This window comes from Pseudomonas sp. DL (assembly GCF_047199225.1).
Classification (GTDB): Bacteria; Pseudomonadota; Gammaproteobacteria; order Pseudomonadales; family Pseudomonadaceae; genus Pseudomonas; species Pseudomonas aeruginosa.
This window is the reverse complement of the sequence record NZ_CP178323.1, coordinates 6,204,938-6,225,544: the sequence shown is the minus strand read 5'-3', so window position 1 is coordinate 6,225,544 and position 20,607 is coordinate 6,204,938. Positions and strand designations below refer to the sequence as shown.

General features: G+C 67.3%; 22 protein-coding genes. 15 read left to right on the top strand and 7 right to left on the bottom strand.

The window, feature by feature from the left end; all coding sequences use genetic code 11:
- The first annotated feature begins 9 nt into the window (after positions 1-9).
- From pstA to ACI766_RS29000, 5 genes are all read left to right on the top strand, one after another.
- Positions 10-1,686 (top strand): phosphate ABC transporter permease PstA, encoded by a 1,677-nt coding sequence (gene pstA, locus ACI766_RS29020; protein ID WP_003096667.1) that lies wholly within the window; start codon positions 10-12, stop codon positions 1,684-1,686.
- A gap of 15 nt (positions 1,687-1,701) precedes the next feature.
- Positions 1,702-2,535, top strand: coding sequence for a phosphate ABC transporter ATP-binding protein PstB (gene pstB / locus ACI766_RS29015; RefSeq protein WP_003096663.1), 834 nt, complete (start codon positions 1,702-1,704; stop codon positions 2,533-2,535).
- Between the two features lie 95 nt (positions 2,536-2,630).
- Positions 2,631-3,359, top strand: a complete 729-nt coding sequence (phoU, locus tag ACI766_RS29010) for a phosphate signaling complex protein PhoU (RefSeq protein WP_003096661.1) — start codon at positions 2,631-2,633, stop codon at positions 3,357-3,359.
- A gap of 118 nt (positions 3,360-3,477) precedes the next feature.
- Positions 3,478-4,380, top strand: a complete 903-nt coding sequence (locus ACI766_RS29005) for a response regulator (RefSeq protein ID WP_003096657.1) — start codon at positions 3,478-3,480, stop codon at positions 4,378-4,380.
- A 115-nt stretch (positions 4,381-4,495) separates the two neighbouring features.
- On the top strand, positions 4,496-5,395 hold the full coding sequence (locus ACI766_RS29000) for a peptidoglycan DD-metalloendopeptidase family protein (protein WP_003096656.1): 900 nt from the start codon (positions 4,496-4,498) through the stop codon (positions 5,393-5,395).
- A gap of 34 nt (positions 5,396-5,429) precedes the next feature.
- On the opposite strand, the gene ACI766_RS28995 is transcribed toward ACI766_RS29000, so the two are convergent.
- The 3 genes from ACI766_RS28995 to phoB form a co-directional block, all read right to left on the bottom strand.
- The gene (locus ACI766_RS28995) at positions 5,430-6,770 is read right to left on the bottom strand and encodes a hemolysin family protein (protein WP_003096655.1); all 1,341 of its coding nucleotides are present in this window, start codon (positions 6,768-6,770) and stop codon (positions 5,430-5,432) included.
- Between the two features lie 102 nt (positions 6,771-6,872).
- Positions 6,873-8,204, bottom strand: coding sequence for a phosphate regulon sensor histidine kinase PhoR (phoR, locus tag ACI766_RS28990; RefSeq protein ID WP_003121316.1), 1,332 nt, complete (start codon positions 8,202-8,204; stop codon positions 6,873-6,875).
- Between the two features lie 73 nt (positions 8,205-8,277).
- Entirely contained in the window at positions 8,278-8,967 is a 690-nt protein-coding gene (gene phoB / locus ACI766_RS28985) for a phosphate regulon transcriptional regulator PhoB (RefSeq protein ID WP_003096653.1), read from the bottom strand.
- Positions 8,968-9,143: 176 nt separating this feature from the next.
- Between phoB and ACI766_RS28980 the strand changes: the two genes are divergently transcribed.
- Entirely contained in the window at positions 9,144-9,527 is a 384-nt protein-coding gene (locus ACI766_RS28980) for a hypothetical protein (protein WP_003096652.1), read from the top strand.
- A gap of 23 nt (positions 9,528-9,550) precedes the next feature.
- Here ACI766_RS28980 and ubiA read toward each other — a convergent pair whose 3' ends face one another.
- The 3 genes from ubiA to glcC form a co-directional block, all read right to left on the bottom strand.
- The gene (ubiA, locus tag ACI766_RS28975; protein WP_003104612.1) at positions 9,551-10,441 is read right to left on the bottom strand and encodes a 4-hydroxybenzoate octaprenyltransferase; all 891 of its coding nucleotides are present in this window, start codon (positions 10,439-10,441) and stop codon (positions 9,551-9,553) included.
- A 26-nt stretch (positions 10,442-10,467) separates the two neighbouring features.
- Positions 10,468-11,004 carry a chorismate lyase gene (locus tag ACI766_RS28970; protein ID WP_003114374.1) on the bottom strand — a complete coding sequence of 179 codons (537 nt, stop codon included), beginning with the start codon at positions 11,002-11,004 and terminating at the stop codon, positions 10,468-10,470.
- 79 nt (positions 11,005-11,083) lie between these two features.
- Positions 11,084-11,839 (bottom strand): transcriptional regulator GlcC, encoded by a 756-nt coding sequence (gene glcC / locus ACI766_RS28965; protein WP_003096643.1) that lies wholly within the window; start codon positions 11,837-11,839, stop codon positions 11,084-11,086.
- Between the two features lie 204 nt (positions 11,840-12,043).
- On the opposite strand from glcC, the gene glcD reads away from it, so the two are divergent.
- From glcD to ACI766_RS28920, 9 genes are all read left to right on the top strand, one after another.
- Positions 12,044-13,543: a glycolate oxidase subunit GlcD gene (gene glcD / locus ACI766_RS28960; RefSeq protein WP_012614688.1), complete on the top strand. Its 1,500-nt coding sequence runs from the start codon at positions 12,044-12,046 to the stop codon at positions 13,541-13,543.
- Positions 13,543-14,622: a glycolate oxidase subunit GlcE gene (gene glcE, locus ACI766_RS28955; RefSeq protein ID WP_003136272.1), complete on the top strand. Its 1,080-nt coding sequence runs from the start codon at positions 13,543-13,545 to the stop codon at positions 14,620-14,622. Before glcD ends, glcE begins: the two co-directional genes overlap by 1 nt.
- Before the next feature lie 9 nt (positions 14,623-14,631).
- Positions 14,632-15,858, top strand: a complete 1,227-nt coding sequence (gene glcF / locus ACI766_RS28950) for a glycolate oxidase subunit GlcF (protein WP_003136271.1) — start codon at positions 14,632-14,634, stop codon at positions 15,856-15,858.
- Between the two features lie 4 nt (positions 15,859-15,862).
- Complete coding sequence (locus ACI766_RS28945; RefSeq protein ID WP_003098332.1) at positions 15,863-16,264, top strand: heme-binding protein; 402 nt, start codon at positions 15,863-15,865, stop codon at positions 16,262-16,264.
- A 133-nt stretch (positions 16,265-16,397) separates the two neighbouring features.
- The gene (locus ACI766_RS28940; protein WP_003098330.1) at positions 16,398-16,565 is read left to right on the top strand and encodes a rubredoxin; all 168 of its coding nucleotides are present in this window, start codon (positions 16,398-16,400) and stop codon (positions 16,563-16,565) included.
- 183 nt (positions 16,566-16,748) lie between these two features.
- Positions 16,749-16,916, top strand: coding sequence for a rubredoxin (locus ACI766_RS28935; RefSeq protein ID WP_003098329.1), 168 nt, complete (start codon positions 16,749-16,751; stop codon positions 16,914-16,916).
- A gap of 51 nt (positions 16,917-16,967) precedes the next feature.
- Complete coding sequence (gene alkT, locus ACI766_RS28930; RefSeq protein ID WP_003117168.1) at positions 16,968-18,122, top strand: rubredoxin-NAD(+) reductase AlkT; 1,155 nt, start codon at positions 16,968-16,970, stop codon at positions 18,120-18,122.
- A gap of 201 nt (positions 18,123-18,323) precedes the next feature.
- Entirely contained in the window at positions 18,324-18,596 is a 273-nt protein-coding gene (locus ACI766_RS28925; RefSeq protein WP_003096630.1) for an HU family DNA-binding protein, read from the top strand.
- Positions 18,597-18,731: 135 nt separating this feature from the next.
- Positions 18,732-19,124, top strand: a complete 393-nt coding sequence (locus ACI766_RS28920; RefSeq protein ID WP_003096629.1) for a hypothetical protein — start codon at positions 18,732-18,734, stop codon at positions 19,122-19,124.
- A 71-nt stretch (positions 19,125-19,195) separates the two neighbouring features.
- Here the strand turns inward: ACI766_RS28920 and ACI766_RS28915 are convergent, their stop codons facing one another.
- Positions 19,196-20,605 carry an HDOD domain-containing protein gene (locus ACI766_RS28915; RefSeq protein WP_003098324.1) on the bottom strand — a complete coding sequence of 470 codons (1,410 nt, stop codon included), beginning with the start codon at positions 20,603-20,605 and terminating at the stop codon, positions 19,196-19,198.
- Positions 20,606-20,607 lie beyond the last annotated feature (2 nt).

The window sequence follows — 20,607 nt, the reverse complement described above, 5'->3', positions numbered from 1 at the left end:
TATAGCTCTGTGAAACAGAAACAGGAAACCGTCAAAGCCTGGTTCGGCAGCGGCTCGCCCTGGGTGTGGATGAACGCCGGCGCGGTGTCGATCGCGGTGATCATGACCATCGGCCTGCTGGCGGTGATCGCGGTACGCGGCCTCGGCCACTTCTGGCCGGCGAACGTCATCGAGGCGACTTACCAGATCCCTGGCGAAGCCGCCAAGACCGTGATCGGCGAGGTGGTCCAGGCCGAGGAAGTGCCGCGCGCGCGCCTGCGCAGCGCCGGCATGCCGGTCCCGGAGGCCGGCCCCGAATTCATGACCCGCGAGCTGCTCAAGCTGGGCAACCGCGAGCTTTACGGCAGCGATTTCTCCTGGGTCGTCGGCGAGTGGCTGCAGGACATCAAGCGTCCCGAAGCGCTGATGGTTCTCGAACGCCGCGAGTGGGGCAACTTCTACGGCTACCTGCTGAGCGTCAAGGAGAACGGCCAGGTGGTCGCCGAAGGCGACGCCGCGGTAGGCGAACTGCAGAAGCGCATGCAGCGGGTGGATGACCTCTACGCCAAGCTCTACAAGCTGGAGAAGGGCGACATCGGCGGGATCAACCACGGTCTCGAGCGCCTGCGCCTGAAAGAGCGCAAGTTGCAGTTGGACGGCAAGCTGGACGCCGCCGCCCAGGCCGACCTGGCCGCCGAGCGCAGCGAGTTGCAGGCGCGCTACAAGGTCCTGGAAGAGCAGCTCAACGGCCTGCACCAGGAGTTCAACCGCGACAGCGTGGTAATGCGCGACGCCAGCGGCCGCGAGAGCGAAATCACCCTTGGCAAGCTGGTGCATGCCTACCAGCCCAACGCCATGGGCCTGGGCACCAAGATGACGGTGTACTTCAAGAAGCTCTGGGAGTTCCTCAGCGACGATCCGCGCGAGGCCAATACCGAGGGCGGTATCTTCCCGGCGATCTTCGGCACCGTGATGATGACCCTGGTGATGGCGCTGATCGTCACCCCGTTCGGCGTGATCGCTGCGGTCTACCTGCGCGAGTACGCCAAGCAGGGGCCGCTGACCCGGGTGATCCGCATCGCCGTGAACAACCTCGCCGGCGTACCGGCGATCGTCTACGGCGTGTTCGGCCTGGGTTTCTTCGTCTACGTGCTGGGCGGTTCCATCGACCGGCTGTTCTTCCCCGAGGCCCTGCCGGCGCCGACCTTCGGTACCCCCGGGCTGTTCTGGGCCTCGCTGACCCTGGCGATCCTCGCCGTGCCGGTGGTGATCGTCGCCACCGAGGAAGGCCTGGCGCGGATTCCGCGCGCGGTCCGCGAAGGCTCCCTGGCGCTCGGCGCGACCAAGGCGGAAACGCTGTGGAAGATCGTCCTGCCGATGGCCAGCCCGGCGATGATGACCGGCCTGATCCTCGCCGTGGCCCGTGCCGCCGGCGAAGTGGCGCCGCTGATGCTGGTCGGCGTGGTGAAACTGGCACCGTCGCTGCCGGTCGACGGTAACTATCCGTACGTGCATCTCGACCAGAAGATCATGCACCTCGGTTTCCATATCTACGACGTCGGTTTCCAGAGCCCCAACGTCGAGGCCGCACGGCCGCTGGTATACGCTACGGCGTTGCTGCTGGTCGTGGTGATCGCCCTGCTGAACTTCTCCGCCATCGCGATCCGCAATCGCCTGCGCGAGAAGTACAAGGCCCTGGAAAACTGATTGAGGGAGCTTCCCATGCAAAACGAGACCGCCAGCCACGGCATCAACTTCGATGCGCTCGGCCGCGACCGCCAGAGCCTCGACCTGGCTTCCGAAAGTGTCGAACTGGAAGTGCCCGGGCTGAACCTGTTCTACGGCGCCAAGCAGGCCCTGTTCGACGTCCGGATGAACATTCCGAAGCAGCGCGTGACCGCCTTCATCGGCCCGTCCGGCTGCGGCAAGTCGACCCTGCTGCGCTGCTTCAACCGGATGAACGACCTGGTGGATGGCTGCCGCGTCGAAGGCGAGATTCGCCTCGATGGCCACAACATCTTCGCCAAGGGCGTCGACGTCGCCGAGCTGCGCCGTCGCGTCGGCATGGTGTTCCAGAAGCCCAACCCGTTCCCCAAGAGCATCTACGAGAACGTGGTCTACGGCCTGCGTATCCAGGGCATCAACAAGAAGCGCGTACTTGACGAGGCCGTCGAGTGGGCGCTGAAGGGGGCTGCGCTGTGGGAGGAGGTGAAGGATCGCCTGCACGAGTCCGCCCTCGGCCTGTCCGGTGGCCAGCAGCAGCGCCTGGTGATCGCCCGGACCATCGCGGTGGAACCGGAAGTGCTGCTGCTCGACGAGCCGTGCTCGGCGCTGGACCCGATCTCCACGCTGAAGATCGAAGAGCTGATCTACGAGTTGAAGTCGAAGTTCACCATCGTCATCGTTACCCACAACATGCAGCAGGCCGCGCGGGTTTCCGACTATACGGCGTTCATGTACATGGGCAAGCTGATCGAGTTCGGCGACACCGATACGCTGTTCACCAACCCGGCGAAGAAGCAGACCGAAGACTACATCACCGGCCGCTACGGCTAGCGGCGCGTCCGGAGGCGCGGCGATACCGCTGCCTCCGGCGCTCTCCGTAGCTCGTTGATGTCACCGGTCGCAGCGGCTCCAGAAGGATTCCCCACATGATCAACAAAGACAGTCTCACCCATCACATCTCCCAGCAGTTCAACGCCGAGCTGGAGGATGTGCGCAGCCACCTCCTGGCCATGGGCGGGCTGGTGGAAAAGCAGGTCAACGACGCGGTCAACGCGCTGATCGACGCCGACTCCGGCCTCGCCCAGCAGGTCCGCGAGATCGACGACCAGATCAACCAGATGGAGCGCAACATCGACGAGGAGTGCGTGCGTATCCTCGCCCGGCGTCAGCCGGCGGCCTCCGACCTGCGCCTGATCATCAGCATCTCGAAGTCGGTGATCGACCTCGAGCGGATCGGCGACGAGGCCTCCAAGGTCGCCCGCCGCGCCATCCAGCTGTGCGAGGAAGGCGAGTCGCCGCGCGGCTACGTCGAGGTTCGGCACATCGGCAGCCAGGTACAGAAGATGGTGCAGGAGGCACTGGACGCCTTCGCCCGCTTCGATGCCGACCTGGCGCTGTCCGTGGCGCAGTACGACAAGACCGTCGATCGCGAGTACAAGACCGCCCTGCGCGAGCTGGTCACCTACATGATGGAAGACCCGCGGGCGATATCCCGCGTGCTCAACATCATCTGGGCCCTGCGCTCGCTGGAGCGCATCGGCGACCATGCGCGCAACATCGCCGAGCTGGTGATCTACCTGGTTCGCGGCACCGACGTTCGCCACATCGGCCTGACCCGCATGAAGGAAGAGGTCGAGAACAACCGCGGCGAGTGATCTTCCGCAGGCAAGGCTCCCTTGACCTGGAGCCTTGTTTCTTCGCGCGACTGCAGCAAGGCTTGGCATCCTGCCAGCAGGGGAGGCTATCCTAGGCGGACCTGTCCAGGAGAAGTCGATGAGCAAAGTCAGCGCGCTAGTGGTGGATGACGCCCCCTTCATCCGAGATCTGATGAAGAAAGGGTTGCGCGACAACTTCCCCGGCCTTCATATCGAGGAGGCCGTGAACGGCCGCAAGGCCCAGCAACTGCTCAGTCGGCAGAACGTCGACCTGATCCTCTGCGATTGGGAGATGCCGGAGATGTCCGGCCTCGAACTGCTGACCTGGTGCCGTGCCCAGGAAAACCTCAAGACTACCCCGTTCATCATGGTCACCAGTCGCGGCGACAAGGAGAACGTGGTCCAGGCGATCCAGGCCGGGGTGTCGGACTACATCGGCAAGCCATTCTCCAATGACCAACTGGTGGCCAAGATCAAGAAGGCCCTGAGCCGCAGCGGCAAGCTGGAAGCCCTGGCGGCCCACGCGCCGCGCCGGGAGATCGCCAGCGGCATGGCCAACGATTCGCTGGCCGCCCTGACCGGTGGTCGCGCCGAGGTGATCAAGCCCGCCGCCAGTCCGGCAAAACCGGCCCCCGCGCCGAAGCCGGCTTCGGCTCCCCAGGCCAGCGCGCGTCCCGCCGGCAGCGGCAACCCGCTGGGGCAGGCGCAATTGCGCCTGCCGCAGAGCAGCATGCCCTGCGTGATCAAGGCGGTCAGTCTGAAGGAAGCGCAACTGGTGGTGAAGCGCGCCGACCCGTTGCCGCAGGTGCTGGAAAGCGCGGTGCTGGACCTCGAGGAAAACAGCGACGTGGCGCGCCTGAACGGCTACCTGCACGCCATCGCCGCGCTGGAGCCGAAGCCGGATAGCGATTGGCTGCTGTTGACCCTGCGTTTCGTCGACCGCGACCCGCAGAAGCTCGACTACCTGTCGCGCCTGATCGCCCGCGGAAGTACCCAGAAGCACTACGTTCCCGGCGCCTGAGCGGTTTTTTCCCGACGATCCGTTCACAGCCCGCTCGCTGTCGTCTCGCCCTGGCAATAAAGCGCTGCTAGTCTTGCCGATTCGGGATAACCAGAACGACACGATCCGTGCAGTCATGCTAGGGCGCCTTCTCCTTCTCTGTGGCCTGTTCGCCGCGGCAGCTCCGGCTGCGGCCCTGACCATCTACAAGTACACCGACGCCAATGGCGTGGTGACCTACTCCGACCGCGCCGTGGCCGGGGCGCAGGTGTTCGTCTTCCGCGACCGGATGGTCGAGCACCTGGAACGGGAAGTGAAGCTGGAGACGAAGAAGCACGCGGGTGGCGAGACCCTGCAGGTGCGCAACGACCTCTACGCGCCGGTCGAGGTCGAGTTGCGGATCCGCAACCCGCGCAATGCCGTTGGGGTGCCCGACGGGCCGATTCGCTGGGTGGTCCCGGCGCGCAGCCAGGTGCGCCTGGCGACCCTGGCGCCGCGCAAGGCCGGCAAGCCGATGAGCTACACCCCGAAGCTGCGTTACGCGCTCGGCGACCCGCGCCAGCAGCCGCTGCTCTATCGCTATCCGCTGCCCTGGCGCGGCGGGCCGTTCCGCCTGTCCCAGGGCGCCAATGGCAAGTACAGCCACTTCACCCCCAAGGGCCGCTACGCGATGGACATCGCCATGCCCGAGGGCACGCCGATCATCGCCGCCCGCGGCGGCACCGTGGTGAAGATCGAGAACAACCAGAGCGGGCGCGGCAACAATCCCTCGGGCAACTTCGTCCGCATCCTGCACGACGACGGCACCATGGGCGTCTACCTGCACCTGATGCGCCATTCGGTACTGGTCGCCGAGGGCCAGCGGGTCCAGGTCGGCACGCCGCTGGCGCGCTCCGGCAACACCGGCAACAGCAGCGGGCCGCACCTGCACTTCGTGATCCAGCGCAACGTCGGCCTGGCGCTGGAGTCGATTCCCTACGACTTCGCCCAGCCGGTCGACAGCCTGCCGAACTTCGCCATCGTCCGCGAGCCTTGAAAAGTCGCCGGCGCCGTGGCGGCGCCGGCTCGTCTCAGTCGAGCTTGACCACCTTGGCCAGGACGATCTTCGGACCGCGCATCTTCTTCACGATGATCCGCAGGCCCTCGGTGTCGAGGACTTCCTCTTCCTCCGGCACCCGCTTCAGGGTGTCGTAGACCAGCCCGGCGAGAGTGTCTGCCTCGACATGATCGAGGTCGATGCCGAGCAGGCGCTCGAGCTTGAACAGCGGTGTGTCGCCGCGCACCAGCAGCTTGCCCGGCTGGTAGGCGAGGATGCCGCGCTCGGTCTTGCGGTGTTCGTCCTGGATGTCGCCGACCAGCACTTCCAGCACGTCTTCCATGGTCAGGAAGCCGACCACCTTGTGATCGGCCTCTTCCACCACGGCGAAGTGCGCGCCGCCCTTGCGGAACTGCTCCAGCAGGCGCGACAGCGGGGTGTGCTTGGTGACGATCTCCAGCGGGCGCACCAGTTCGTCGAGGTCGAAGGTCTCCGGCAGGCTGTCCAGGGCGGACAGCGCCAGCAGCAGGTCCTTGATGTGCAGCAGGCCGATGAACTCGCCCTTGTGGCTGTCCCAGACCGGGTAGCGGCTGTACTTATGGCGGCGGATCACCGCGAGGATGTCCGCCAGCGGCGCGTCGTGCTCGAGGTAGACCAGGTCTTCGCGGGAGTTGGCCCAGTCGACCACCTCCAGCTCGCCCAGCTCCACCGCCGAGGCCAGCACGCGCATGCCCTGGTCGCTGGGGTCCTGGGCGCGGCTGGAGTGGAGGATCAGCTTCAGTTCGTCGCGGCTGTAGTGATGCTCGTGGTGCGGGCCGGGCTCGCCCTGGCCGGCGATCTTGAGGATGGCGTTGGCGCTGGCGTTGAGCAGCCAGATCGCCGGGTACATCAGCCAGTAGAAGAGGTACAGCGGCACCGCCGTCCACAGCGACAGCAGTTCCGGTTTGCGGATCGCCCAGGACTTGGGCGCCAGCTCGCCGACCACGATGTGCAGGTAGGAAATGATGAAGAACGCGGTGAAGAAGGAGATCCCGCGGATCAGTTCGTCGGAATGCACGCCGATCATCGCCAGCAGCGGTTCCAGGAGTTCGGCGAAGGCCGGCTCGCCGACCCAGCCCAGGCCCAGGGAGGCCAGGGTGATGCCCAGCTGGCAGGCGGACAGGTAGGCGTCCAGCTGGTTGTGAACCTTGCGCAGGATGGCGCCGCGCCAGCCGTGCTGCTTGGCGATGGTTTCCACGCGGGTGGCGCGGAGCTTGACCATGGCGAACTCGGCGGCGACGAAGAAGCCATTGAGCAGGACGAGGAAAAGCGCGAAGAGGATCAGGCCGGCATCGGCGAAATAGGTGGCGATGCTGGTACTAGGAGAAGGGTCCATGGGGGTGTGCGGTAGCCAAAAGGCCCTTAAGAATGAGGGGCTGTGTCGTCGCTTGCAAGCCTTGGCCGTGCCGACGCCGGCGGCGCGGCACTGCGACGAGGTTCACTTCGGCGCCTTGCGCTCGGCCTCGGCGACCTGCGCCGGGGCGAAATGGCAGGTGAAGGTGCTGCCCTTGCCGGGCACGCTGCTGATTTCCAGGCGCGCGCGGTGGCGGATCAGCACGTGCTTGACGATGGCCAGGCCGAGGCCGGTGCCGCCGGTGTTGGAGGCGCGGCTGGAGTCCACCCGGTAGAAGCGCTCGGTCAGGCGCGGCAGGTGCTTGGGGTCGACGCCGATACCGGTGTCCTGCACCGACAGGTGCGCGCCCTGTTCGTCGGCCCACCAGCGGATGCGGATCTCGCCTTCGTCGGGGGTGTACTTCACCGCGTTGAATACCAGGTTGGAGAAGGCGCTGCGCAGTTCCGCCTCGCTGCCCTTGAGCTGCACAGCGGGGGCGGCGTCCAGGCTGATGCGGTGGTTGCGCCCGGCGGACAGGGCCTGGGCGTCGTTACGGATGCTGGCGAGGAGAGCGTCCACCGCCACCGGCTTGTTGTCGCCGGGGTAGTCGGTGGCCTCCAGCTTGGCCAGCAGGAGCAGGTCGTTGAGCAGGTTCTGCATGCGTCCGGCCTGCTGCTGCATCTGCTGCAGGGCGCGCAGCCAGCGCGGGTTCACATCCTCGACGTTGTCGAGGAGGGTCTCCAGGTAGCCGGCGATCACCGTCAGCGGCGTGCGCAGCTCGTGGGAGACGTTGGCCACGAAATCCTTGCGCATCTGCTCCAGCTGGTGGACGCGGGTGACGTCGCGGACCAGCATCAGGTGCTCGCGGTTGCCGTAGAGGGTGATGTGGAATTGCAGGCGCAGGCGCTCGTTGATCGGCGAGGGGATTTCCAGCGGCTCGCGGTAATCCTCCTGGTCGAAGTATTCCTTGAAGCGCGGATGGCGGATCAGGTTGCTCACCGGCTGGCCACCGTCCTGCGGGGTCTTCAGGCCGAGCAGGTTTTCCGCGGCGAGGTTCCACCATTCCAGGTTGCCGTCGCTGTCGAGCATGATCACCGCGTCACGCAGGGCCGCGGTGGACTCCTGGATCCGGTCGATCACCGCCTGCAGGCGGCCACGGGCGCGCTGGTTGCGGCGTTGCAGGTGGTAGATATTGTCGAAGACTTCGCCCCAGAGGCCGTAGCTGTCCGGCGGTGGCTCGTCTGGCTGGTGGTTGCGCAGCCACTGGTGCAGGCGCAGTAGCTGCCAGAGGGTCCAGCCGAGGTAGAGAGCCAGGCCGAGGGCCAGGGCCCAGCCGTAATGGCCGCTGACCACGCCGAGCACGAGGCTGGCGGCCAGCACGAGAAGCAGGTGGCGGATCAGCGCTCCACGCCAGTCTTGGTTCACGACGGATTGCATCCTGTCCAGTGGCGGTCCGTCACGGGACCGTCCAGGGGAAACGACTCCGGCCGCTGGGCGGCCGGGAGCGGGGTCAGCTCTTGGTGGAGAAACGATAGCCGGTCCCGCGGACAGTCTGAACCAGATTTTCGTAGACCTCGCCGAGCGCCTTGCGCAGGCGGCGGATATGCACGTCGACGGTGCGCTCCTCGACATAGACGTTGCCGCCCCAGACCTGGTCCAGCAGTTGGCCGCGGGTATAGGCGCGTTCCTGGTGAGTCATGAAGAACTGCAGCAGGCGGTACTCGGTGGGGCCCATCTCGGCCGGCTTGCCGTCGATGGTCACGCGGTGGCTGATCGGGTCCAGCAGCAGGCCGCCGACCTCGATCGGCGCCTCGCTGTCGCCAGGCCCGGTGCGGCGCAGCACGGCTTTCAGGCGGGCGACCAGCTCGCGGGGCGAGAACGGCTTGGTGATGTAGTCGTCGGCGCCGACCTCCAGGCCCTGGATCTTGTTGTCCTCCTCGCCCTTGGCGGTGAGCATGATGATCGGGATGTCGACGGTCAGTTCGTCACGCTTCAGGCGTCGCGCCAGTTCGATGCCGGAAGTGCCGGGGAGCATCCAGTCGAGCAGGATCAGGTCCGGCTTGCGGTCGACGATCACCGCGTGCGCCTGCTGGGTATTTTCCGCCTCCAGGCACTCGTAGCCGGCCATCTCCAGGGCCACGGCGATCATCTCGCGAATCGGTGCTTCGTCATCAACGATGAGGATTGTCTTGCCAACCATGGTCTTGCCTCGGGTCGATCTGTCTTGCGCCGCATTAGATAACGAAATTGTGTCAGGTATGTGACACAACGGCGTAGTTTCCGCCGACTGCCCGCGGCGGGGCTATGCTCAACAGGTTCCGGTGCCGTCCCTGCGGGCGGCGAACGCTCCACCTGAAGACACAGGAGAGAGACGCGATGAACAGAATCCACCTGGCGCTGGGTCTGGCGCTGGCCCTGCCGGCGTTCGCCGCGCTGGCCCAGGAAACGGTGGCGCCGGCCACCGAGAAGGACGGCGTGCTGGTCGATGGCAAGGGCATGACGCTCTATACCTACGACAAGGACAGCGAAGGGCAATCCGCCTGTTCCGGGCAGTGCGCGAAGAACTGGCCGCCGCTGGCAGCGGCCCAGGGAGCGCAGGCCAGCGGCGACTGGAGCCTGGTCGCTCGCGAGGACGGCACCCAGCAGTGGGCCTACTACGGCAAGCCCCTTTATACCTTCATCCAGGACAAGAAGCCTGGCGACAAGAACGGTGACGGCAAGATGGGCGCCTGGCACGTCGCCCAGCCGGACATGGACTAGATGGTCGCCGGCCTGCGCGCCGCTCAACGCAGCGCGTAGTCGGCGACCGTGCCGAGGAAGATCGCCAGGCCAGCCCAGTGGTTGTGCAGGAAGGCGCGGAAGCAGGCCTGCGGGTCGCGGTCGCGGGTCGACCAGGCTTCCCAGACGAAGCAGGCCGCCGCCACCGCCAGGCCGAGGTAGAAGCACAGGCCCAGTTCGAAGCGGTTGCCGGCCAGCACTAGCAGGAGCAGGGTCAGGCCCTGCAGGCTGCCGATGATCAGGCGGTCGGCATCGCCGAAGAGGATTGCGGTGGACTTGATGCCGATCTTCAGGTCGTCCTCGCGGTCGGTCATCGCGTAGTAGGAGTCATAGGCGACCGTCCACAGCACGTTGGCCAGGAACAGCAGCCAGGCGCTGGCCGGCAATTCGCCGCGCTCGGCGGTGAAGGCCATCAGGATGCCCCAGGAATAGGCGGCGCCCAGCACCACCTGCGGATAGTAGGTGTAGCGCTTCATGAAGGGGTAGAGCGAGGCCACGGCTACCGCGCCGAACGACAGCCAGACGGTCGTTGCATTGGTCAGCAGGACCAGGCCGAAGCTCAGCGCGACCAGGACGGCGAAGGTGATCCAGGCCTCGCGCACGCTGATCTTGCCGGTGGCCAGCGGGCGCGCCTTGGTGCGTGCGACATGGCCGTCGAAATTGCGGTCGGCGAAATCGTTGATCACGCAGCCGGCGGCGCGCATCAGGATGACGCCGAGGACGAAGATCAGCAGGTTCTTCAGTTCCGGCACGCCGTCCGCGGCGATCCACAGTGACCAGAGGGTCGGCCAGAGCAGCAGGTAGATGCCGATCGGCCGGTCCAGCCGCACCAGTTGGACGAAGTCCCAGGCGCGGGGGTGCAGGCGGGCCAGCGGCTTGATCAGGGTGACGAACATGGGGACCTCCGGAGTCGACCGGGGGATTATACGTCGGCGATTCCCGCCTGGTCCCACAGGCGCGGTAGGTACACCTCCGCCACCAGCACCCCGAGCGCGCCGCGGGAAAACCGTGAGCGACGGCCCCAGAGACCCTCGGCGCGGACCTCGGCGGGCAGACCGGCCGCCGGATAGCGGCAGACTTCGATGGGCCCGCGCTCGAAGGCGCTGTCGCTGAACAGCAACTCGCCCAGCGAGCGGGTGCCGAGCAGCGCCAGGTCGAAGCCCGAGCCTTCCAGGGCGCTGCGCGCCGCCACGCTGCGGGCGAACACCCAGGGACGGTCGTGGCCATGCAGGTAGACCTCGCGGACCCAGCCGCTACTGCCGGTAGGGACGTCGAGCCCCTGGCATTCGTCGTCGCGCAGGGTCTGCCAGCCTTCCAGCAGGGGTTCGACGCGGAACGCGCCGTCGGCCAGGGCGGTCAGGCGCCGGGTCAGCGACCCCTCGTCGAACAGCCAGTCGAGGACGGCGGGGGAGACGCTGGACAGTTGGTCGGCGCGAAGCCAGAGCGCATTGCTGGGCATGACGGGACTACGAGACGGCGGCAGAAGGCGGCGAGGGTAGCACGTTCGGCCGGCGGCCGGTCTGCGACGCGGTGGCGCGTCACCCCCAGCCGTTCAGGCGCAGGGTGGCGCGGACTAGGCGCTGTTCTTCCTGCTCGATCTCCCGCAGGTTGTCGCGGATGCTGTGGATATGTTCGCGCGCCGCCCGTTGCGCCTGGTCCGGCTGGCGCTCGCGGAGGGCCGCGTAGAGGCGCGCGTGCTGGCGGTCGATCTGGCGTTTCTGCGGCGGCCGGTGATAGAGGTTGTTCACTGAGGCGAACACCGTGCTCAGCAGCAGTTCGTTGAGCGATTGCAGGGTATGCACCAGCACCGGATTGTGTGATGCCTCGCTGATCGCCCGGTGGAACGCGTGGTCGCGGCGGGCGTGCTCGCGGGGATCGATCGGCTGGGTTTCCTCGTGGCTGGCGAGCATCTCTTCGTAGCGCCGGGCGAGCAGGACGAAGTCTGCCTCGGTGCCGCGTAGCGCTGCCAGGCGGGCCGCCTCGCCCTCCAGCAGGGCGCGGACTTCGAGCAGGTCGTAGAGGGTGCGCGGCTGGGAGCCGAACAGGTGCATCAGCGGGCTGGCGTCGGCGTTGCGGTCGAGGTCGGCGACGAACGACCCACGGCCATGCTCGGTGTCGATGATGCCGCGCCCGCGCAGCGCCCGCAGGCCCTCGCGCAGGGCCGAGCGCGAGCAGCCGAGCTTGGCCACCAGGCGCCGCTCGGACGGCAGTGCCTGGCCGACCTTGAGCACGCCGTCGACGATCAGCCGCTCGATACGCTCTGCGACCTGGTCGGCCACCCGCTGTTTCTGCATGGAAGCTCCCGTTGCACTGGTAGGACCAGTTGGCTGTCGTTACTCACTATAGAAGCTCAGGGACTTTCTAGCATGCGCCTCATGCCCATGGCTCCTGGTGATACTGGTAGGACCAGTTAGACGCCTGCTGGACCCCGGCGTCCGCGCGGTACAGGCTGTGGACGCTTGCTGATCCCGCCGACAACCACAACAAGGACAGCCGCCATGAACATCCTCTACGACGAGCGTCTGGACGGTCCGCTGCCGCAGGTGGACAAGGATGGCCTGCTGGCCGAGTTGCGCCTCCGCCTGCCCGACCTCGAACTGCTGCACGCCGCGGAAGACCTGCGTCCCTACGAGTGCGACGGACTCTCGGCGTATCGCTGCACGCCGTTGCTGGTGGCATTGCCGGAACGCATCGAACAGGTTCAGGGCCTGCTCGCCCTCTGCCATCGGCTGAAGGTGCCGGTCGTGGCGCGCGGTGCCGGCACCGGCCTGTCCGGCGGCGCGCTGCCGCTGGAGAACGGCGTGCTGCTGGTGATGGCGCGTTTCCGGCGGATCCTCGAGATCGATTCGCTGGGTCGTTTCGCCCGGGTCCAGCCTGGCGTGCGCAACCTGGCGATCTCCCAGGCCGCTGCCCCTCATGGTCTGTACTACGCACCGGACCCGTCCTCGCAGATCGCCTGCTCCATCGGCGGCAACGTCGCGGAGAACGCCGGCGGCGTGCATTGCCTGAAGTACGGCCTGACCGTGCACAACCTGTTGCAGGTGGACATCGTGACCCTGGAAGGCGAGCGCCTGAGCCTGGGGTCCAGCGCCCTGGACAGCGCCGGCTTCGACCTGCTGGCGCTGTTCACCGGCTCCGAAGGGCTGCTCGGCGTGGTGGTGGAGGTCACCGTCAGGCTGTTGCCGCGCCCGCCGGTGGCGAAGGTCCTGCTGGCCAGCTTCGACGATGTGGAAAGCGCCGGGCGGGCGGTGGCCGACCTGATCGGTGCCGGCATCGTCCCGGCCGGGCTGGAAATGATGGACAACCTGTCGATCCGCGCCGCCGAGGATTTCATCCACGCCGGTTACCCGGTCGACGCGGCGGCGATCCTGCTCTGCGAACTGGATGGCGTGGAAGCCGACGTGCACGAGGATTGCGAGCGGGTCCGCGAGCTGTTCGAGGCGGCTGGCGCCACCTCGGTGCGACAGGCCCAAGACGAGGCCGAGCGCCAGCGCTTCTGGGCCGGGCGCAAGAATGCGTTTCCGGCGGTCGGGCGGATTTCCCCCGATTACTACTGCATGGACGGCAGCATCCCGCGCCGCGAGCTGCCGCGGGTGCTGCATGGCATCGCCGAGCTTTCGCGCGAATACGGCCTGCGGGTGGCCAACGTATTCCACGCCGGTGACGGCAACATGCACCCGCTGATCCTCTTCGACGCCAACCTGGCGGGCGAGCTGGAGCGCGCCGAAGCGCTGGGCGGCAGGATCCTCGAGTTGTGCGTGGCGGTAGGCGGCAGCATCACCGGCGAACATGGCGTCGGCCGCGAGAAGATCAACCAGATGTGCGCTCAGTTCAATGCCGACGAGCTGACCCTGTTCCACGCCGTGAAGGCGGCATTCGACCCGGCCGGGCTGCTAAATCCCGGCAAGAACGTGCCCACCCTGCATCGCTGCGCCGAGTTCGGCGCCATGCACGTCCACCACGGTCGACTGCCGTTCCCCGAACTGGAGCGTTTCTGATGAGCCAGCCGTATTTCGATCCGGACGCTGGCGCCGACCATGCCGGCGCGCTGCTCGAGCGGGTCCGCGACGCCCTGGCGCGGCGCGCGCCGCTGCGCATCGTCGGCGGCGATAGCAAGGCGTTCCTCGGCAGGCCGGTTGCGGGCGAACCGCTGGCGCTCGCCGAACACCGTGGGATCGTCGCCTACGATCCCTGCGAACTGGTGATCACCGCCCGTGCCGGTACGCCGCTGGACGAGCTACAGGCCGTGCTGGCGCGCGGCGGGCAGATGCTTGCCTGCGAGGCGCCGGGTTTCGGCGGCCGGGCGACGGTCGGCGGGGTGCTTGCCAGCGGCCTGTCCGGACCGCGCCGGCCCTGGGCGGGAGCGGTACGCGATTTCGTCCTCGGGACGCGGCTGATCAGTGGCCTGGGCACCCACCTGCGCTTCGGCGGCGAGGTGATGAAGAACGTCGCCGGCTACGACCTGTCGCGGTTGCTGGCGGGCAGCTTCGGTTGCCTCGGGGTGGTCACCGAAGTGTCCTTCAAGGTGCTGCCCATGCCGCGCTGCCAGGCCGGCCTGAGCCTGGACCTGCCGGTGGCGACGGCGTTGCGCAAGCTGGCCGAGTGGGGAGGCCAGCCATTGCCGATCAGTGCGGCCTGCCACGACGGCGAAGCCCTGCGCCTGCGCCTGGAGGGCGGCGAGGGCTCGGTACGCTCGGCGCGCGACCGCCTCGGTGGCGAAGCGCTCGAGGACGGCTTCTGGGCCGACCTGCGCGAGCAGCGCCTGCCGTTCTTCGACGACCCGCGACCGCTCTGGCGCCTGTCGCTGCCGGCGCTGGCGCCGGAGACGCCGTTGCCCGGTCGTCAGTTGCTGGACTGGGGCGGGGCGCTGCGCTGGCTGAAAAGCGACGCGCCGGCCGCGGACATCCGTGCGTGGGCCGCCGCCCATGGCGGTCACGCCACCTGCTACCGCGCCGGCCATCTCGATGCGCCGTTCCAGCCGCTACCGCCTGGACTGCTCGGCCTGCACCGGGCACTCAAACGCCAGCTCGACCCGCAGGGCATCTTCAATCCCGGGCGGATGTACGCCGAACTCTGAGGAGGCGCGATGCAAACCAACCTCTGCGATTCCGCCCGGCAACGCGCCGAGGCCGCCGAAGCCGAGCGCATCCTGCGCAGCTGCGTGCACTGCGGTTTCTGCAACGCCACCTGCCCGACCTACCAGGAGCTGGGCGACGAACTCGACGGCCCGCGCGGACGGATCTACCTGATCAAGCAGTTCCTCGAGCGCGACGAGGCCAGCGAGCGCACCCGCCTGCACCTCGATCGCTGCCTGAGCTGCCGCAACTGCGAAACCACCTGCCCGTCCGGAGTCGAGTACCACAAGCTGCTGGATATCGGCCGCGACCTACTCGCCGAACGCCTGCCGCGCGGCTTCCGGCAACGCCTGCTGCGCGACGGGCTGCGCCTGCTGGCCCCGCGCCCGGGGTTGTTCGGCGCGCTGGCCGGCGCTGCCGGGCGGCTGAGGCCTCTGCTGCCTGAGGCGATGCAGGGCAAGCTGCCACGTCGGGTCGCGGCGCCGGGCAGGCGGCCGCAGCCCCGGCATGCGCGGCGCGTGCTGCTGCTCGAAGGTTGCGTGCAGCCGGCGCTGTCGCCGAACACCAACGCCGCCGCCGCGCGGGTTCTGGACCGCCTGGGAATCAGCGTGACGCCGGCGGCCGCGGCCGGCTGCTGCGGCGCGCTGGATTTCCACCTGGATGCGCAGGAGCGCGGCCGCCAGCGCGCGCGGCGCAATATCGACGCCTGGTGGCCGTTGCTGCGCGAGGGTGCCGAGGCCATCGTGCAGACCGCCAGCGGCTGCGGCGCCTTCGTCAAGGACTACGCCTACCTGCTGCGCGACGACCCACGGTACGCGGACAAGGCGCGCGAGGTCGCCGCCGCTGCCCGCGACCTGGTGGAAGTGCTTCGCGACGAGCCGCTGGAGTCCCTCGGCCTGCGCTGCGACCAGCGCCTGGCGTTCCACTGCCCATGCACACTGCAGCACGCGCAACGACTGGGCGGGGCCGTGGAGGCGGTGCTGCGGCGACTGGGCTTCCATCTCACCGAGGTGGCCGACGGTCATCTCTGCTGCGGGTCCGCCGGCACCTACTCGCTGACCCAGCCGGCGCTGTCCCGGCGTCTGCGCGACAACCGCCTGGACGCCCTGGAAAGCGGCGCGCCGGATGTCATCGCCACGGCCAACGTCGGTTGCCAGGCCCATCTCGACGGGGCCGGACGGACCCCGGTACGCCACTGGATCGAGCTGCTCGACCAGGCCTTGCCCGGAGGAGAGTGAAACCATGCACAGCAAGCCGGTACTCGGCCGCGAGGAGGTCGCCCGCGTCCTTGGCGCGGCCCGCGAGGAGGCACAGCGCCAAGGCTGGGCGGTGAGCATCGCGGTGGTCGACGACGGCGGCCACCCGCTGGCGCTGGAGCGCCTCGACGGCTGCGCGCCGATCGGTGCCTACATCGCGACGGAAAAGGCCCGCAGCGCCGCCCTGGGACGCCGGGAAACGAAGCGCTACGAGGACATGATCAACGGCGGACGCAGCGCCTTCCTCTCGGTGCCGCTGCTGCAGGCCACCCTGGAGGGCGGTGTGCCGATCCTGGTGGACGGACAGGTGGTCGGCGCGGTCGGGGTTTCCGGCGTACGCGCCGAAGAGGACGCCCGGGTGGCGCGGATCGGAGCCGAGGGGTTGTGAGGCGACCGGTGGGCACCACCCATCTTTGGTTGGCCCGTTCGGCACCACCTTGCCTTTCGGGCAGGTTGGCGGACAGGGTGGATTTGTTATAGGTTGCCGGCGCTGAACCGTGGTAACCCGCCCGAGGTAAACAATGAAGAAGTGGCAATGCGTGGTGTGTGGACTGATCTATGACGAGGCCAAAGGCTGGCCGGAAGAAGGCATCGAGGCGGGAACGCGCTGGGAAGACGTGCCTGAAGACTGGCTGTGCCCCGACTGCGGCGTCGGCAAGCTGGACTTCGAGATGATCGAAATCGGCTGAGCCCCGCTCGCCGGCGAAGAAGGCGGCCCTGGCCGCCTTTTTTCATGCCTGGCCAGCGGCCGTCCAGGAGTTATCCTTGGGACTTGGGTCCGGTCATTGACTGTCCTGCCGGGAACGCCCGGCAGCCTTGCCGTTGGCCGGCCACCGACGCTGAGCTAGGTTCGACGAACGAGGAGGGTGGCTATGCGCAAGTGGCAATGCGTGGTCTGCGGCTTCATCTACGACGAAGCCCTGGGCCTGCCCGAAGAAGGCATTCCGGCGGGAACCCGTTGGGAAGACATCCCGGCGGACTGGGTCTGCCCGGATTGCGGTGTCGGCAAGATCGATTTCGAGATGATCGAGATCGCCTGAGCGAAATCCACAGAAGCGGCGCCCGGCGCCGGCAATCACAGAGGAACGGAAATGAGCGAGCGTGCGCCCCTGGTAATCATCGGAACCGGCCTGGCGGGCTACAACCTGGCCCGCGAGTGGCGCAAGCTGGACAGCGAGACGCCGCTGCTGATGATCACCGCCGACGACGGCCGTTCCTATTCCAAGCCGATGCTCTCCACCGGCTTCTCGAAGAACAAGGACGCCGACGGCCTGGCCATGGCCGAACCGGGCGCCATGGCCGAGCAACTGAACGCACGCATCCTGACCCATACCCGGGTCACCGGTATCGATCCCGGCCATCAGCGGATCTGGATCGGCGAGGAAGAGGTGCGTTATCGCGACCTGGTCCTGGCCTGGGGCGCGGAGCCGATCCGGGTGCCGGTCGAGGGCGATGCCCAGGACGCGCTCTACCCGATCAACGACCTGGAAGACTACGCGCGCTTCCGCCAGGCGGCTGCCGGCAAGCACCGGGTACTGCTGCTCGGTGCGGGGCTGATCGGTTGCGAATTCGCCAACGACCTCTCCAGCGGCGGCTACCAGCTCGACGTGGTGGCGCCTTGCGAGCAGGTCATGCCGGGCCTGCTCCACCCGGCCGCGGCGAAGGCCGTGCAGGCAGGCCTGGAAGGCCTCGGCGTGCGCTTCCACCTGGGGCCGGTGCTGGCCAGCCTGAAGAAGGCCGGCGAGGGGCTGGAAGCGCATCTTTCGGATGGCGAGGTGATTCCCTGCGACCTGGTGGTCTCCGCCGTCGGCCTGCGTCCGCGCACCGAACTGGCCTTCGCCGCCGGGCTGGCGGTCAACCGCGGGATCGTCGTCGACCGCTCGCTGCGCACCTCCCACGCCAACATCTACGCGCTGGGCGACTGCGCCGAAGTGGACGGCCTCAACCTGCTCTATGTGATGCCGCTGATGGCTTGCGCACGCGCGCTGGCGCAGACCCTCGCCGGCAACCCCAGCCAGGTGGCCTACGGTCCCATGCCGGTGACGGTGAAGACCCCGGCCTGCCCGCTGGTGGTGTCGCCGCCGCCCCGCGGAATGGATGGCCAATGGCTAGTGGAAGGCTCTGGAACGGACCTCAAGGTCCTGTGCCGGGATACCGCTGGTCGAGTGATCGGTTATGCCCTGACCGGAGCGGCGGTGAACGAAAAATTGGCCCTGAACAAAGAGTTACCCGGCCTCATGGCTTGAATGCCATTGGTTCCGGCCGTTATGCCGTCGAGACTTGCGGCAAAATTGTCGGACGATACTGGCGCAGTCCTCGGGAGCATGCCATCCTCCATCGCGTCTACCGCAGTCTAGAGCCTATGGTTCCGGTGGACTGCGGTGCCTTTGAGCGCTGCTGGGAAGACAGCACGGACACAAAAACAACAAACCGTCAAAGAGGCAACTATGCGTAAACCAGAACTAGCCGCCGCTATCGCCGAAAAGGCCGATCTCACCAAGGAACAGGCCAATCGCGTTCTCAACGCCCTGTTGGATGAAATCACCGGCGCGCTGAACCGCAAGGACAGCGTGACCCTGGTCGGTTTCGGCACCTTCCTGCAACGCCATCGCGGAGCCCGCACGGGGAAGAACCCGCAGACCGGCCAGCCGGTGAAGATCAAGGCCAGCAACACCGTCGCCTTCAAGCCGGGCAAGGCCCTGCGCGACGCGGTCAACTGACCGCCGAGAGCCCGGAGTCAGAGCGGCTCCGGGCTTCGTCGAAGACGCTTCCGCGCTCATCGAAAGGACAGCTGTAGTCCTCCTCGCGAACAGCTACAATGCGCCGCTCATCTCCCCGGATATCGAGGCGCGTGCATGAAATTTCGTCTTCTCCTGTGGATGCTTGGTCGCCTGATGGCCAAGGCCAGCCGCGACAATCCCGCTTTCCAGAAGCAGCTCGAGGGCAAGGACCTGGTGTTCCAGTTGCATACCCTCGACGGCAAGGTGGCGCGCCACTACCTGGTCAGGGACCTGCGCGTCAGCAGCAAGCGCGGTACCCATCCGCAACCGGCATTTTCCCTGGGGTTCAAGGACGGAGCCTACGGTTTCGCCGCGATGACTTCGAAGAACCCGCAGTTGGCCTTCATGCAGGGCATCCAGAACAAGGACATCCAGATACAGGGCAATCCGGCGCTGGTGATCTGGTTCCAGGGTCTGGTGAAGTACCTCAAGCCGAAGAAGAAGGCTCCGGAGAAGAAAGCCGCCTGAGGGCGGCTTTCGATCTCATCCGGGCTGCGGCCGCAGCCTTTCGGTAGTGCGTTTCGCAGCGGACTACCCGGTCACCCCGGCAAGCGATTGAACTGGGCCGCCAGTTCGCGCAGGGCCGCTTCCGCTTCCAGCACCTTTTTCACGGCGTCCCCGGCCTTCTCCGGGGTGATCCCCAGGCGCTCGTACAATGCCGCCGGAATCGCTTGCTGCGGGCCATCGCCGATGCCGCTGTTGCGCAGCAACCGGTTGGTCAGGCAGATCAGGTTGGCGTAGACCGCGTTCGGCCCGGTGTAGCTGGGGTCCTGCTGGAAGCGCAGGGCGCAATAGAGGTCGTCAGGCATGTCCCAGACGCGCATCAGCCAGGCGCCGATCTGCTCGCGGGTGATCCCCAGCAGGTGCTGTTCGATATAGGCATGGCCGAGGTGCGGGTTGACCTCCAGGTGCCGGCAGATCAGCGAGAAATGCGGCGGGAAGACATGCGCCAGGACCAGGTAGCCGAAATTGTGCAGCAGGCCGCCCAGGTAGCTCAGGCCGGACTCCGGGCGCAGCTCGCGCGGCATGGCGCGGGTCAGGCCCTCGATCACCGCGGCGGTGTAGATCGCTTGCTGCCAGTAGGGCGTGGCCTGCTGTGGCTGGTCCTTGGGCAGGCTCAGGCTCTTGCCCAGGGCGAGGCCGAGGGCCAGGTTGATCACCAGGTCGAAACCGAGGACGCGGACGATCGCGTCTTCCACCGAGCGGATCTTGCCCGGCGCGGCGTAGTAGGGCGAGGCCGCCCAACTGACCACCTGGGCGGCGAGCGCCGGATCGGTTTCCACCAGGCCGGTGATGTCGTCGACGCTGGCGTTGGGGTCGACCCGCAGCTTGATGATCTTCTGCGCCGTCTGCGGCAGCGGTGGAATCTCGATGGTCTGCTCCAGGCGCTGCTGGATGCGCCGGGCGGTGAAGGCCTGCACGGCCTGGCTGATTTCCGCGCGGTCGTCGTCCGGGCGGTCAAGGTTCAGGTTGATGTTTTCCAGCGGTTCGCCGAAGCGCGCGGCGCTGGCCTTGCCCAGCAGGCCGCGGAAGTCGTTGCTGGCGATCTCCAGGAGGATGCCGGGCTGGCCGGACTCGATCAGCAGGCGCGGTTCCTGCAACAGGCGCTCGTCGTACAGGCAGGGCGAACTGGTCAGGGGCGGCAACGCCGGCAGGCGGTGCAACTCGTGCTTGCCGAGCATTCGTTCCAGGCGCTCGGGCTTGATCGCCAGCAGCTTGCGGCCGGTCAGTTCGGTGAGCCGGGCGAGGTCCAGCAACTGGCTCTGCGGGAACAGCACCAGCAGGGTGCCGACGGCGTCGTCCAGCAGCACCGCCTGGACCCGGCGGGCGGCAGGCAGCTCCGCGCTGTCGCTGACCTCGCGGCAGGCGATGCCTAGCTTGGCGAGCAGCTGGAGGATGACCTGGGGGGCGTGCGGAGCATCGGCGGAGGCCAGGGCGGCTTCTGTCATGA

What these genes read in the sequence shown, in the direction of transcription:
- pstB (WP_003096663.1), top strand. Translation starts at nt 1,702, where the DNA reads ATGCAAAACGAGACCGCCAGCCACGGCATCAACTTCGATGCGCTCGGC.
- phoU (WP_003096661.1), top strand. Translation starts at nt 2,631, where the DNA reads ATGATCAACAAAGACAGTCTCACCCATCACATCTCCCAGCAGTTCAAC.
- ACI766_RS29005 (WP_003096657.1), top strand. Translation starts at nt 3,478, where the DNA reads ATGAGCAAAGTCAGCGCGCTAGTGGTGGATGACGCCCCCTTCATCCGA.
- ACI766_RS29000 (WP_003096656.1), top strand. Translation starts at nt 4,496, where the DNA reads ATGCTAGGGCGCCTTCTCCTTCTCTGTGGCCTGTTCGCCGCGGCAGCT.
- ACI766_RS28995 (WP_003096655.1), bottom strand. Translation starts at nt 6,770, where the DNA reads ATGGACCCTTCTCCTAGTACCAGCATCGCCACCTATTTCGCCGATGCC.
- phoR (WP_003121316.1), bottom strand. Translation starts at nt 8,204, where the DNA reads ATGCAATCCGTCGTGAACCAAGACTGGCGTGGAGCGCTGATCCGCCAC.
- phoB (WP_003096653.1), bottom strand. Translation starts at nt 8,967, where the DNA reads ATGGTTGGCAAGACAATCCTCATCGTTGATGACGAAGCACCGATTCGC.
- ACI766_RS28980 (WP_003096652.1), top strand. Translation starts at nt 9,144, where the DNA reads ATGAACAGAATCCACCTGGCGCTGGGTCTGGCGCTGGCCCTGCCGGCG.
- ubiA (WP_003104612.1), bottom strand. Translation starts at nt 10,441, where the DNA reads ATGTTCGTCACCCTGATCAAGCCGCTGGCCCGCCTGCACCCCCGCGCC.
- ACI766_RS28970 (WP_003114374.1), bottom strand. Translation starts at nt 11,004, where the DNA reads ATGCCCAGCAATGCGCTCTGGCTTCGCGCCGACCAACTGTCCAGCGTC.
- glcC (WP_003096643.1), bottom strand. Translation starts at nt 11,839, where the DNA reads ATGCAGAAACAGCGGGTGGCCGACCAGGTCGCAGAGCGTATCGAGCGG.
- glcD (WP_012614688.1), top strand. Translation starts at nt 12,044, where the DNA reads ATGAACATCCTCTACGACGAGCGTCTGGACGGTCCGCTGCCGCAGGTG.
- glcE (WP_003136272.1), top strand. Translation starts at nt 13,543, where the DNA reads ATGAGCCAGCCGTATTTCGATCCGGACGCTGGCGCCGACCATGCCGGC.
- glcF (WP_003136271.1), top strand. Translation starts at nt 14,632, where the DNA reads ATGCAAACCAACCTCTGCGATTCCGCCCGGCAACGCGCCGAGGCCGCC.
- ACI766_RS28945 (WP_003098332.1), top strand. Translation starts at nt 15,863, where the DNA reads ATGCACAGCAAGCCGGTACTCGGCCGCGAGGAGGTCGCCCGCGTCCTT.
- ACI766_RS28940 (WP_003098330.1), top strand. Translation starts at nt 16,398, where the DNA reads ATGAAGAAGTGGCAATGCGTGGTGTGTGGACTGATCTATGACGAGGCC.
- ACI766_RS28935 (WP_003098329.1), top strand. Translation starts at nt 16,749, where the DNA reads ATGCGCAAGTGGCAATGCGTGGTCTGCGGCTTCATCTACGACGAAGCC.
- alkT (WP_003117168.1), top strand. Translation starts at nt 16,968, where the DNA reads ATGAGCGAGCGTGCGCCCCTGGTAATCATCGGAACCGGCCTGGCGGGC.
- ACI766_RS28925 (WP_003096630.1), top strand. Translation starts at nt 18,324, where the DNA reads ATGCGTAAACCAGAACTAGCCGCCGCTATCGCCGAAAAGGCCGATCTC.
- ACI766_RS28920 (WP_003096629.1), top strand. Translation starts at nt 18,732, where the DNA reads ATGAAATTTCGTCTTCTCCTGTGGATGCTTGGTCGCCTGATGGCCAAG.
- ACI766_RS28915 (WP_003098324.1), bottom strand. Translation starts at nt 20,605, where the DNA reads ATGACAGAAGCCGCCCTGGCCTCCGCCGATGCTCCGCACGCCCCCCAG.